The organism is Thiemannella venezuelensis, assembly GCF_014203605.1.
Lineage (GTDB): Bacteria > Actinomycetota > Actinomycetes > Streptosporangiales > Streptosporangiaceae > Planomonospora_A > Planomonospora_A venezuelensis.
Map to the genome: position 1 here is coordinate 111,501 of NZ_JACHJJ010000016.1, position 12,837 is coordinate 124,337.

At 72.2% G+C, this 12,837-nt stretch carries 10 protein-coding genes; 3 read left to right on the forward strand and 7 right to left on the reverse strand.

What is annotated here, in order from left to right; genetic code table 11:
* Positions 1-63: 63 nt before the first annotated feature.
* The 3 genes from fahA to FHS22_RS22820 are packed head-to-tail and all read right to left on the reverse strand — an operon-like array spanning position 64 to position 3,193.
* Positions 64-1,209: a fumarylacetoacetase gene (gene fahA, locus FHS22_RS22810; protein WP_184944629.1), complete on the reverse strand. Its 1,146-nt coding sequence runs from the start codon at positions 1,207-1,209 to the stop codon at positions 64-66.
* Positions 1,209-2,027, reverse strand: a complete 819-nt coding sequence (locus tag FHS22_RS22815) for a hypothetical protein (protein ID WP_184944630.1) — start codon at positions 2,025-2,027, stop codon at positions 1,209-1,211. Before FHS22_RS22815 ends, fahA begins: the two co-directional genes overlap by 1 nt.
* The gene (locus tag FHS22_RS22820; RefSeq protein ID WP_184944631.1) at positions 2,024-3,193 is read right to left on the reverse strand and encodes a homogentisate 1,2-dioxygenase; all 1,170 of its coding nucleotides are present in this window, start codon (positions 3,191-3,193) and stop codon (positions 2,024-2,026) included. Before FHS22_RS22820 ends, FHS22_RS22815 begins: the two co-directional genes overlap by 4 nt.
* A gap of 298 nt (positions 3,194-3,491) precedes the next feature.
* Between FHS22_RS22820 and FHS22_RS22825 the strand changes: the two genes are divergently transcribed.
* A complete protein-coding gene (locus tag FHS22_RS22825; RefSeq protein WP_184944632.1) occupies positions 3,492-5,105 on the forward strand; it encodes a GGDEF domain-containing protein in 1,614 nt (537 codons plus the stop codon).
* Positions 5,106-5,182: 77 nt separating this feature from the next.
* Here the strand turns inward: FHS22_RS22825 and FHS22_RS22830 are convergent, their stop codons facing one another.
* Positions 5,183-7,771, reverse strand: a complete 2,589-nt coding sequence (locus FHS22_RS22830) for an ATP-binding protein (RefSeq protein WP_184944633.1) — start codon at positions 7,769-7,771, stop codon at positions 5,183-5,185.
* A gap of 380 nt (positions 7,772-8,151) precedes the next feature.
* Here FHS22_RS22830 and erm point away from each other — a divergent pair, with 380 nt between their 5' ends.
* Positions 8,152-8,976 (forward strand): ErmE/ErmH/ErmO/ErmR family 23S rRNA (adenine(2058)-N(6))-methyltransferase, encoded by an 825-nt coding sequence (gene erm, locus FHS22_RS22835; RefSeq protein ID WP_184944635.1) that lies wholly within the window; start codon positions 8,152-8,154, stop codon positions 8,974-8,976.
* Between the two features lie 102 nt (positions 8,977-9,078).
* On the forward strand, positions 9,079-9,432 hold the full coding sequence (locus tag FHS22_RS22840) for a VOC family protein (protein WP_184944637.1): 354 nt from the start codon (positions 9,079-9,081) through the stop codon (positions 9,430-9,432).
* Positions 9,433-9,514: 82 nt separating this feature from the next.
* Here FHS22_RS22840 and FHS22_RS37405 read toward each other — a convergent pair whose 3' ends face one another.
* From FHS22_RS37405 to FHS22_RS22855, 3 genes are all read right to left on the reverse strand, one after another.
* Positions 9,515-10,090, reverse strand: a complete 576-nt coding sequence (locus tag FHS22_RS37405) for a hypothetical protein (RefSeq protein WP_221473976.1) — start codon at positions 10,088-10,090, stop codon at positions 9,515-9,517.
* 614 nt (positions 10,091-10,704) lie between these two features.
* Positions 10,705-11,952, reverse strand: coding sequence for an ATP-binding protein (locus FHS22_RS22850; protein ID WP_184944639.1), 1,248 nt, complete (start codon positions 11,950-11,952; stop codon positions 10,705-10,707).
* A gap of 240 nt (positions 11,953-12,192) precedes the next feature.
* Entirely contained in the window at positions 12,193-12,825 is a 633-nt protein-coding gene (locus tag FHS22_RS22855) for an IclR family transcriptional regulator (protein WP_184944641.1), read from the reverse strand.
* Positions 12,826-12,837 lie beyond the last annotated feature (12 nt).

Genomic DNA, 12,837 nt, shown 5'->3' on the forward strand with positions numbered 1-12,837 from the left:
AACGGTCGGCTGCAAATGGTAGCGCTGTGTAGTCACCAAAGCACGCTGAGCCGCATCACGGACCTAACGGGCGGGCTGGACGGTTCCGGACACCTCTCCGAGGGCGATCACGCCCCCGCCGGGACCCGGCGCGGTCGCGGTGATCGTGACGGTGTCGCCGTCCTCCAGGAAGCCCCGCACCGACCCGTCGGAGAGCTTGACCGGCTCGGCCCCGTTCCAGGTCAGCTCCATGAGGGAGCCCCGCCGGTCCGCCTCGGAGCCGGAGACCGTACCGCTGGCGAACAGGTCGCCGGTCCGCAGGGACGCGCCGTTGACGGTCATGTGGGCGAGCATCTGGTCGGGCGTCCAGTACATCTCCCGGTACGGCGGGCGCGAGACGACCTCGCCGTTCAGCGCGACCTCCAGGGTCAGGTCGAGCCCCCACGGCTCGTCGCGCCGCAGGTACTCCAGGGGCTCGGGGTCCTGCGCCCGGCCCGGCACGCGGGCGGCGCCGAGCGCCTCCAGCGGGGTGATCCACGGCGAGATCGAGGTCGCGAATGATTTACCGAGAAAAGGCCCGAGCGGGACGTACTCCCACCCCTGGATGTCCCGCGCGCTCCAGTCGTTGACCAGCGTCACGCCGAACACGTGGTCGGCGAACCGGCCGGCGCGCGAGCCCAGCTCGGTCGGGGCGCCGACCACGAAGCCGAGCTCCGCCTCGATGTCCAGCTTGGCGGAGGGGCCGAAGACCCCGGCGCCGCGCTGCCCGCACGGGCGCACGATCGGGGTGCCGGAGGCGACGACCGTCCCGGCCCTGCCGTGGTAGCCCACCGGCAGGTGCCGCCAGTTCGGCTTCAGCGGCTCGTCGCCGGGGCGGAGGATCCGGCCGAGGTTGGAGGCGTGCTCCAGCGAGCAGTAGAAGTCGACGTAGTCGCCCACCTCGATCGGCAGGTGCATCGTGACCCGGCCGAGCGGGACCAGGTGCGGCTCGACGGCGGACGGGTCGGTGCCCAGCTTGTTGCGGATCAGCGCGCGGGTGTCCCGCCACGCCGCCGCGCCCCGCGCCATGAAGGCGTTGAGCGAGCCGGTGGCGAAGACCTCGTCGTGCAGCGCCCCGGCCAGGTCGAGCACGTGGTCGCCGTACCGGACGCCGACGCGCGGGGTCTCGCCGGCGGACCGGGAGAAGACCCCGTAGGGGAGGTTGTCGATGCCCCAGGGGCTCGCCGCCATCACACGTTCTCCTCTTCGAGCGGTTCTTCGGTCAGGCCGAGGGCGCGCAGGTCCTCGACCGGGGCGCTCGTGCTGCACGAGCCGTAGGAGACCAGCAGCTCCCTGGCCCGCCGCGCGGTCTCCTCGGGTACGGCCCGCGCCAGCCGTACCAGCTCGCCCACGTCGGTGAGCTTCAGCACCGGCACCGGATCGCGGCCCCCGACCGCCTCGCAGACCGCGAGGACCAGGTTGAGGAAGCCGTGCCGGTCGGCGCCGAGCGCCGGATCGAAGTGCCGGACGGCGTGGTGCAGCCCGGCGGTGGCCTTGAACGGCACGCCCTCGGCCGCGCAGTACGCGATGAAGGCGCCCAGGTCGTGGGCGCCGGGGAAGGACTCGGCGGTGAGGCCGCCGCACCTGACCTTCAGCCCGGTCCCCTCGGGCAGGTGGACGGGGAGCTGCCCCGCGGTGACCTCGACGAACCGGCGGGCCTTCAGGCCGGGCGGCGCGGCGGGCACTTCGACGCGCCCGGCCGGCGTCGCGAACCGGGCGCCCGGGATCTCGACCAGCTCGACCTCCAGGCCGTCGAGGTCCTCGGCGGAGGGCAGGTCCGGGGTGTCGGCGATCAGGCCGAGCCTGATCGGGGAGCCGTGCTCCGCGAGCCCGGCGCGGAGCGCGGGCAGGCGGCTCGCCGGGCAGAGAAAGCGGTGGGTGAGGACCGGGTGCGCCCTCTCCAGGTCGCTGCGGTGCCGGGCCAGCGCCTCGGCCATCGGCAGGGCGGTGGGCGGGAAGAGCCCCGCGTCGTCGACGAGGTCGTGGAAGAGCGGTGTCGTCACGGTCATCGCGCCCACGTCCAGGCGTAGGCGGGGTCCTCCACCGACAGGGCGGCCGGGCCCAGGTCCAGCGGGCGGAAGGTGTCGACCATCACGGCCAGCTCGTTGGTGCGGGTGTGCCCCTGCCGCACCGCCTCGACGGCCGCCTCGACGGCGCCGGGCTGCGGGCCGTGCGTGAACCCGGCCGGGTGCAGCGAGATCGAGCCGACGTCGATGCCGGAGCCCTTGCGCGCGGTGTAGTCGCCGCCCGCGTAGAACATCAGCTCGTCGGAGTCGACGTTGTGGTGGTTGTACGGGATCGGCACGGCGTCGGGGTGGAAGTCCAGCGGCCGGGGGCAGAAGGAGCAGATCACGAAGTTCGGGCCCTCGAAGGTCTGGTGGACCGGGGGCGGGGCGTGGATGCCCTTCACGATCGGCTCGAAGTCGTTGATGTTGAAGGCGTAGGGGTACAGGCAGCCGTCCCAGCCGACCACGTCGAACGGGTGGTTCCGGTAGACCAGCCGGGTCAGCCCGCCGCGGGTGCGGACCAGCACCGGCACCTCCTCGCCCTCGACGGTCAGGGTCTCCTGCGGGGTGCGCAGGTCGCGCTCGCAGTAGGGGGCGTGCTCCAGGAACTGGCCGTACTTCGACAGATAGCGCTTGGGCGGGCGGATGTGCCCGGCGGCCTCGACGGTGAAGGCGCTCACCCGGCCCTGCGGCACCCAGCGGTGGATGGTCCCGGTCGGGACGACGACGTAGTCGCCCTCGCCGGCCTCGATGACGCCGTAGGTGGACTCGAAGGTGACCCGGCCGCTCGCGATGTAGACGCACTCGTCGCCCATGGAGTTGCGGTAGAGCTCGCTGGGGGTCTCGGCCGCCGCGTACGACATGCGGACGTCGGCGTTGCCCGCGAGCAGGCCGCGCCCGGTGACCAGGTCGCCGCCCGCGGGGAGGTCCTGGGTGCGGAAGTGGCGGGGGGAGAGCGGCAGGTTCGGGGTCAGGACCGAGGCCGCCGTGGGCTCGACCGCCTCGGCCTTGATGATCGCCGTGGGGAGGTGGCGGTGGTAGAGGAGCGACGAGTCGCTGGAGAACCCCTCCTCGCCCATCAGCTCCTCGGCGTACAGCCCGCCGTCGGGTCGGCGGAACTGGACATGTCGCTTGCGGGGTACCTCACCCACCATGCGGTAGTACGGCATCTGGCCTCTCCCACCTATGTCCGATTATCGGACATTAGCGTCCTCTATACGAACAACCATCCGCCACCAGGCGGGGGATGTCAAACAGGGGCGGGGTCCGCGGCGCCGGGGCGGAGCGCGGACGGACCCGGCCGGAGGGTGCCCGGCGATCGGCCCGCGGCCCGGCGGCGGACCGGGTGGCGGCCGGGGCGCGGACGCCGCCCGGGAGGCCGCCCTCCCGGTTGTGCTCAACCCGGCGGCATCCGCGTCGATAGGAACCACGATACGTGTGCGCCCGGTCACGGAAGGAGGGCGGTCCATGGAGGTGCTCCTCGTCGCCGCGTTCGCGGTCTCGGCCGCCGTGGCGGGTGCGGCGACGGTCGTCAACCGGCTCCGGCGCTGGCAGTCCCCGCTCTCCGGCGTGAACGCCTTCATGGGGGCGGGGGTCGCCGTGATGTCCGTCCTCGGGCTGGTCCAGGTCCTCGCACCCGGCCCCACCGGCGCGTGGCCGGCCGCGGCCGTCTCGTTCGTCGTGTCGGCCGCCGTCGTGGCGAGCGTCCTCTGCCTGTCCATGATCGTGTCGAACCGCGCCTGGCGGGTCTCCCGCCGGACCGTCCTGCTGCTGGCGGCCGATCCCGTGGCGGTGGCGGTCATGGCGCTGACGGATCCCCTGCACCACCTGTTCTTCGCCGGCTTCGAGCCCGCCGGTCCGGCGGGGATGTTCGTCTCCGCCCCGGGTCCGGCCGCCTGGCTGCACACGGCCTACGTCTACGTCCTGCTCTCGGCCAGCCTGGCGCTGGTGGTCCGCGCCCGGCGGCACGCGCCTCGGGGCGGGCGGCAGGTGCACGCCTGGACGGTCGCCGCCTTCGTCCCGCCCGTGGTGGCCAACATCGCGGTCATGTCGTCGCCGGTGCTCCTGCCGGACCTGACCGCGATCGGGCTCGCCGTCACGATGGTCATCGCCTACGGGGCGATGGTCAGGTCGCTGCCGCAGCAGCAGATCCAGGTGGCGCACGGGCAGGTGTTCGACACGATCACCGACGCGGTCGCCGTGCTCGACAGCTCCGGTCTGGTCCTCAACGTCAACGCCTCCGCCCGCAGGCTGCTGCGCAGGGCCGGGCTCCCGGAGCAGGTGATCGGGGTGCCGCTCGGCGAGACGCTGGGGCTGGGCCTCGCCCTGTCGGAGGGCGGCGACACCGAGCAGACCATGGTGAACGCGCTGGGCCGCGGCGTCGACCTGCACGTGCGGACCAGCGTGGTGCGGGACCGCCGCGGACACTGCGTCGGCTGGGTGCTCGCCGCACGGGACGTCACCGAGCTCAACCGGCGGCGCCGCGAGGCCGAGGAGGCCAACACGCGGCTCCGCGGGCAACTGGAGACCATCGAGGCGCTCCGGGCCGACCTGGCCGAGCAGGCGGTCCGGGACCCGCTGACCGGGCTGTACAACCGCCGCCACCTCATGGAGACCCTCGCCCGGGAGGTCTCCCGCGCCGTCGGGGAGGGCACCCCCCTCAGCCTGGCGCTCATCGACGTCGACCACTTCAAGCAGATCAACGACACCTACGGGCACGGCGGCGGCGACACCGTGCTGGTGCACCTCGCCAGGCTGCTCGCCGGGGAGGTCCGCCACGACGACGTGGTCGCCCGGTACGGCGGCGAGGAGTTCGTGATCCTGCTGCCCGGAGCCACGGCCGAGTCCGCCTGGGAGCGGGTCGACGAGCTGCGCCGCCGGATGGGCCGGGCCGGGATCGGCGTCGCCGGGCGGCCGCTCTCGGTCACCTTCAGCGGAGGTGTCGCCGCGCTGGTCCCGGGACAGGAACCGTCGGACCTGCTGCGGGCGGCCGACGAGGCGCTGTACGAGGCGAAGCGGCTGGGCCGGGACCGGGTCGAGCGGGCCGTACCCGGTCCGCCCGGTGCCACGGCGGCGGCCTGAGCCGCCCGCGTCCAGGGGAGGGCGCCGGCCGGCGCCCTCCCGGACCGGACTCCCGGGCGGGGCCTCGGCGGGGCGGCTCACGTCTTCGGCGGGGACTCCACGGGCAGGCGCACCGTGAAGACCGTGCCGCCGCCGGGCCGGGGGGACGCGTCGATCGTGCCGCCGTGGGCCTCGACGATCGCACGGGTGATCGCCAGGCCGAGCCCGGTGCCCTTGACCCCGGACTCCAGGGCGGTGGAGGCGCGGAAGAACCGGTCGAACAGCTGCGGGTACTGCTCGGCGGGGACGCCGATGCCCGTGTCGGAGACGGAGATCACGGCGCTGCCGCCTTCGCGCTCCGCGGTGAGGGTGACGGTGCCGCCGGCCGGGGTGTACCTGATCGCGTTGGACAGCAGGTTGTCGAGCACCTGGCGGAGCCGTACGGGGTCGGCGTGCACCGGGACCCGCCAGGTCAGGTCGGCGTCGAGAGTGAGCTTCTTGGCGTCGGCGGCGGGCCGGTGGTCGTCGACGGCCTGCTGCGCCAGCTCGGTCAGGGAGAGCGGCCGGGCGTCGAGGCTGATGTGACCGGCGTCGAGCCGCGCCAGGTCCAGCAGGTCGTCGACGAGGCGCTGCAGGTGCGCGCTCTTGCGGTCGATGACGTCGGCGAACATGAGCTGCTCGTCGTCGAGGCCGGAGCTGTCCTTGAGCATCTCGATGTAGCCGCGGATGGCTCCGATGGGGGTGCGGAGTTCGTGGCTGACCACGGCGACGAGCTCGTCCTTCATCCGGTCGAGGTCGCGCAGCCGGCGCACCTGCTCCTGCTCCTGGACGAGCAGGCGCTCGCGCTCCTCGTCGAGCTGGTGGCGCTCGGTGACGTTGGTGGTGATGCCGTCGATGAACAGGCGCCCGCCCTCGAAGCGGGGTATCGCCCGGGTCCAGAGCCAGCGCACGACCCCGTCGGAGCCGGTGGCGCGGTACTCGACCTCCGCCGGTTCCCCCGACGCCAGCGCGGCCCGGTAGGTTTCGAAGGCGGCCAGGTCGTCGGGGTGGATGTGCTTCCTGATGAGGGTGAGGATGTCCACGCCGGGGGGGAGCGGGCCGCCGTATATCCCGGTGCTGTCCGGGCTGGTGTAGACCGGCACGATCCGGTGGCCGGCGGTGACCTCCAGGGTCCAGACGAAGTCGCTGAGCTGGGCGATGATCCGGTCGAGATGGCGCCGGCTGGCGTCCAGGGCCTCGGTGAGCTTCTCCGCGCGGCGGCGCTCCTTGTAGCGGCCGAGATGGGCGCAGATGCCGTCGAGCACGGAGATGAGGTCCTCGTCGGGCTCCTCGACCGTCCGGGCGAAGAACGTCAGCACGCCGAACACCCGCCGGCCGCTGGTCACGGGGAGCCCGGCGCCGGTGTGCAGGCCGCACTCGCGCGCGGCCTCCCGCCGGACGAAGTCGTGCGGGTCGGTCGGCATGTCCCGGATCCAGACGTCTTTGCCGGTGTCCCAGACCAGGCCGGGCAGTCCCTGCCCCCGCCGGAGCGTGATCGGCCGGTCGTCGGTGAAGGCCGACAGGTCCAGGCCGGGCCTGCTCCAGGAGCAGACGCGGGTGATGCCGGTCTCGCCGGGGCCGACCCTCCAGTATTCGCCGCAGGCCCAGCCCAGCGCCTCGGTGGTGGCGGCCACCGTGTCGGCGGCGGCCTGCTCGGTGGAGACGGCGTCGGCCAGCGCCCGCGCCACGGCGTACTGCGTCTCGCGCAGCATCTCGGCCCGGTGCCGCGCGCTGGTGTCGTGCAGGAAGGCGTGGAAGACCGTCTCGCCGCACTCCGCGTCGACCTGCAGGGTCATCTCGATGGGGAACTCCCGGCCGTCCCGGTCCATGGCGACCAGCTCCATGCGCCGGCCCGCCATGGCCGACCTGCCGCTCTCCCGTACCCGGCGCAGGCCGCGGTAGTGCGCCCGCCGGAACCGTTCGGGGATGATCAGGTCGGCGACGTCCCGTCCCCGGGCCTCCTCCGGCGTCCAGCCGAACAGCCGCTCCGCGGCGGCGTTCCACGCCGTCACCACCCCGTCGGCGTCGATCGAGACGAACGCGTCGGGAGTGCGGTCGAGGATCGTTCCCAGGCGGGCCGCCGAGAGCAGGGCCTCGCTGCGGGACAGGAGCAGCGCGATCTCCGACTCCGCCGCCGCGGCGAGGTCGGCGGCGGTCCGCAGGTGCTCCGGGCTCCACTGCCGGGGGCGCGTGCCGACCAGGGAGAGCGAGCCGAGCACCTCGCCGTCGGCCGTGCGGAGCGGGAAGGCCGCGTGGGTCGCGACCTCGAGCCCGTGGACCGCCCCGGCGCCGCCGCGCCGCGGGGAGTCGCGGATGTCGTCCAGGGCCAGCGGCGTGCCGGAGGCGGTGACGTCCTCGCAGAAGGGGCAGGGCGTGCCGTCCCGCCCCTCCTCCGGGGGCTCCGCCGTTCCGGCCGGTCCCCGCGGGGGCGCCCCCGCGCTCGGCGGCGTTCCCGGGGGGCCCGCCGAGCCCAGGACCGTCTGGCGGTCGTGGTCGATCAGGGACACCGTCGCGGCGGGCACGTCCAGCAGCCGGGCCGCCAGCCGGGCCAGCCGGTCCAGCGAGGGCGCCGGGGACGCGTCGAACAGGCCCATGGTCCGCAACGCCCGCAGCCGCTGCGAAACACGAGCAGGATCCAACGCCGTCACGGCCCCCGTCTCCCCCCTGAGCTCGCCCTGACGAGTTCGGTCTGCCCACGGGAGAGGCAAGCAATCCGTTTTCGGGAGGAAACAGATATTCCAGGTCACCGCGACGGAGGTCCCGCCGGCCGGCGGGGCGGGCGGCCCCGCGGGAAAACCGTTTGTGCGCGGGTACGGCGGTGCCTAGCCTGATCCGCATGTCACCGACGTGCCACGCGCCCCTGTTCTTCGTCCGCATCCGCCGCGGCCCGGTCCCGGGCCGGTAGAGAGGGCGTCCACCCCATCCGGGAACCCCGGAGGGGACCTGTCCCGCGGGGTTCCACCCCGTCTCTGCGCGTGCCCCGGGCCTTCCGAGACCGATTCCTCTCGGACCCGAAAGGGCGACACCTGTGGCGCAGTCCTTTGCTCACGGAAACTACTCCCACACCCAGAAGAAAGCCCGCACCGGCGGAAGAACCGCCCGCGACCAGGCCAGACGCGTCCTGTCGCAGAACTTCGTCGTCGATCCGGACGCCGTCGCCAGGATCGTGGAGGCCGCAGGCCCGCACGACCTGGTCCTGGAACCCGGCGCGGGTGAGGGCGTCCTGACCCGGGCGCTCGCCGGAACCTGCGGCCAGGTCGTCGGCTACGAGATCGATCCGCTGCTGGCCGGGAGACTGGCCGCCCGGACCCGCGGCGACACCCGCATCCGCGTCGTCCGGGGGGATTTCCTGGCCGCCCGCGCGCCGCGCGAGCCGTTCGCGGTCGCCGGGAACATCCCCTACGCGGTCACCTCGAAGATCGTCGACTGGTGCCTGCGGGCGCCGGGGCTCACCTCGGCCACCCTGGTCACCCAGCTGGAGTACGCCCGCAAACGCACCGGTGACTTCGGCCGCTGGAGCATGCTGACCGTGCAGACCTGGCCCTGGTACGGCTGGCGCCTGCTCGGCGGCATCGGCCGCGAGGCGTTCCGGCCCGTGCCGGCGGTCGACTCGGCCGTCCTGCGGATCGACCGCCGCCCGCACGCGCCCGAGCTGCCCGGCTACCGGGACTTCGTGGCGTACGGCTTCACCGGGCTGGGCGGCTCGCTGCACGCGACCCTGCGGCTGCGCTATCCGGCGCCGCAGGTGGACGCCGCCTTCGCCGAGGCCGGGATCGACCCCGGCGCGGTCGTCGCGCACGTCCACCCCGACCGCTGGCGGACCCTCTTCGACCGCCTCCACCCCACCGGTTGACCACCCGGCCGGGGACCGCACCTCGCGGCCCCCGGCCGTACCCGCTTCCCTGGTATCACGGTATCAAGTATCTTGATATCAAGTTAATAGTGAGGAGCTGCGATGCTGCACCACGTGCAACTGGCCTGCCCGCCGGGGAGTGAGGCCGCGCTGCGGGACTTCTACGAGGGCGTGCTCGGCCTGGCCGAGGTCCCCAAACCGCCGCTGCTCGCCGCGCGCGGCGGCTGCTGGTTCCGGGGCCACGGCGTCGAACTGCACCTCGGCGTCGAGGACGACTTTCGCCCCGCCCGCAAGGCCCACCCCGCCCTCCTGGTCCACGACCTCGACGCCTGGGCCCACCGCCTGGCCGAGGCCGGCTACCCGGTCGCCTTCGCCGACGACATCCCCGGCATGCGCCGCTTCCACAGCGAGGACTGCCACGGCAACCGCCTGGAGTTCCTCGAACCCCTCTCGTGACGCTCGATCACGCCGGGTGCGGCGGGAGGCTTATCGATCTTGACGTCATGGTGGTTTCGGCGGTGTTTTCCGCCCGATCTGGTCATGATCGATACGGGGCCGCGCTCAGGGCACGCTCGATCTCCTCTCCCGGGTACGGCGTCGCCCGATCGACGCCGAAGATGTCCCAGTAGAAGTCGTTCATGGCCGCCGCCACGGGTGCGTACCGGCGGATCACCGCGGCGACGGCCGGGGGAGCACCGACGGGGTCCGCGCCGTCCGCACACACGCGGATGTACTCGTTGCGTTCCCGTACGTCGTTCTGCGGTGTCTTCACCGCGCAGAGGTTGGTGACGAGCCAGTTGACCAGCCGCATCAGCGCGTACCCGAGATCGTGGGTCCGGTTGCGCTCCAGGAACCCGATCTCCTGTGCGGACAGGTCGAACCGGCGGGAGGTCGCCAGTCCGAGGTCGGCGATGTACAGGCGTTCACCGTCGGTGAGGATGTTGCCGAAGTGGCCGTCGAAGTGCATCAGCCCCTGGCCGTTCATGAAGGCCACATCGGTGAGCAGGCACGACTCGACCATGGCGCTCGCCGCGATCGCGGCGTCCCGGCCGGCGGTGAGCTGAGCGGCGAGCCAGTCGCCGAGGTTGTGGGGGATGAACTCCTGGAACAGCACGACGCTCGCCGAGGCCCGGGCAAGGGCATGGAGGCGGTCCCGTACCGCCCGTTGACCCGTCCCAGTACCGCACGACGGCCTCGACGTCGGCGTGCTCGTCGCCGGGTGGTGGCGCTCCCGGCAGCACCCGCCAGTGGTACAGCAGCGGAAAGGCCGCACTGCGCCCGGCCAGGACCCAGTTGGTCGTCATGACTCCGGCCGCGAGCTCACGCCACGCGCCGAAGCCCGGCCCGGGGAGAGCGGTGATTCCGTACTGGCAGAACGCGGGCACCCCGAACAGGTTCGCCGTGGACATCACGTTGTCCGCACGCCGCTCCAGGTCGGTCAGCGGTAGCCGCTTGGCGAAGACCGGCACGCCGGCGACGTCCAGCAGCACCGAGGTGCCGCCTACCCCCGAGCCCAGGACCCGCGCCCGATCCAGCAGCCCGGCGAGCTGCCGGTCGCTGCGCAACGCCAGCGCGCTCGCCACATCGCCGTACCTGCTGACACGCCCACCCTGGGACATGTCCAACCGTGCGTCTCGCGGTTCCAACGGCAGGCACCCTTCATGATCGGCTTCGGCTGTCAGACGCTACACCCACCGGAGGCGGGTCCTTCGGCCCATGCCGCTCGGGCTACGGGCGCGGCGTGGTCCAGAGGGCGGAGATGGGAAGGCAGGTGAGGCCGTCTCCGAAGCTCAGGGACTGCGACCCGCAGTACAGGACGAACCCCGCGAGGAACCGTGTTCCAAGGCGGTTCCGGAGCAGGCGCAGCCCCTTGAAGTCTTCGGATCGCACGGTCTCCGCCGCTTTCACCTCGATGCCGATGACCCGGCCGGAGTTGTCCTCGATGATGCCGTCGACCTCGTGTTTATCGCGATCACGATAGTGATAGATGCTTGCTCCGATGTCGGACCATGAGAGCTGCCGGGCGATCTCGCCGAGCACGAAGTTCTCCATCAATCCGCCGACGGAGAGATCTGCCAGTGGTCCTGCAGTGAGGTGGGCGGCGAGGCCGGTATCAACGAAAGTGACTTTGGGGGTCGCCAGCGCACGGGTGGTCGCGTTGGTCGACCATCCAGGGATGAGACGGATCAAGTAGATCGTTTCCAGGATCTCCAAATATCTCTGGACGGTCGAGCGGACGATGCCCAGCTCGCCTGCGAGCCGATTGGCACTCAGCAGTCCTCCGGTCTGAGCCGCGAGCAGCGAGATCAGCCGTCGCATGTCTCCGGCGCGCTGGATGTCCGCCACCTGCTTGATGTCACGCGAGATGAGATCATCGATGTAGCTCTGGAAGAAACGCTGACGCCGCCGTGGTGTTTCCCGCTGGACCGCTTCGGGGAATCCCCCTCGTTCCACTCTCGTCAGGTAGTCCTTCCGGCGTAGGTCTCGCGACTCTGCCCGGAGGTCGGCGCCGTGCGTGAACGCCGCGTCGACGAAGCCGTCCGGTTCGTCGTCGATCTCTCCTTGGGAGAGCGGCCAGAGCTCGATCGTCTCGGATCTCCCCGGCAGACTGTCGGGCAGGCTGCTCAGGCTGAGCAGCCGCGCGGACCCCGTCAGGAGGAACCGCCCCGGTCGTGGGTCTCGGTCGACCAGGTACTTGATGGCAAGCCAGAGATCGGGAACACGTTGAACCTCGTCGATGAGCATCAGTCCGTCGTGGTCGATGAATCGGATCGGGTCTTCTACCGCCGCGCTGCGCGTCAGAGGATGGTCCAGGAACCTGGTTGTTCCGTTGGGATGCTGGCGGACGACGAGTTCGGCGAGTGTGCTCTTTCCCACTTGGCGGGCGCCGTTGATGACGACGACGCGCGTGTCGAGGAGCGCTTCCGCTACAAGATCGGAAGCTCGACGAGGGCGGTAGTCAGTGGCTCTCCGCATCCTCCCACCCTAGCTGGATCGGCAATTTGTCGCTGGGTCTGTGCGCAGATTGCCGATGAGGTGACGAGCGATTTGCCGATACCCTGATGCGCAGATTGCCGACCTATCGGTGCGCAGTTTGCCGATGGGTGTGTGGTCGTTCTGCCGAGGGATACGTGGGCAGTCTGCCGAAGATCCATGCCTGTGCTGCCGGGGGATCCGCCGATGATCTACCGACTTCGCGGAGGGGGGGAAGGACGGTCAGGACAGGGAGCGGGAGAGGGCCTCGGCGGCGGTGGTGAGGAGGGGGCCGGTGACGGCGGGGTCGAGGGGGGCGAAGGAGATCACGCCGACGGAGGCCTCCAGCCACGGCAGGCCCGGGACGGGGGCGGCGATGCCGTGGGCGCCCTCCTGGAGCTGGCCCTCGGTGGCGACGTAGCCGGTGCGGCCCCCGCGCAGGGCGAGGATGGCCAGACCCGCCGCGCCCCTGCCCAGCGGGTGCCGGGAGCCCTCGCGGTAGGCGACGTGCATGTCCGTCCAGGACGGCTCGACCACCGCCACCGCGAGGCCGTCGTCGCCCTCGGCGATGGTGAGGTGCGCGGTCGCGCCGACCTCCTCGGCGAGCCGGCGCAGGGTGGGCAGCGCCCCCTCGCGGAGCAGGGGCTGCACGGCGCGCGCCAGGACGAGCACGCCGAAGCCGAGATGCGCCCGCCCCTCGCCGTCCCGGCGGACGAACCCTCCGTCCTGCAGGGTCGTGAGCAGCCGGTAGACCGCCGGACGGCTCAGCCCCAGCTCGGCCGCGAGCTCGGTGGGGGTGCGCCCCCGGTGGTCGTCGGCGAGCAGGCGGAGCAGGCGCAGGCCGCGCTCCAGGGTCTGCGAGGACTCGGCCGCCATCAGGACGTCTCC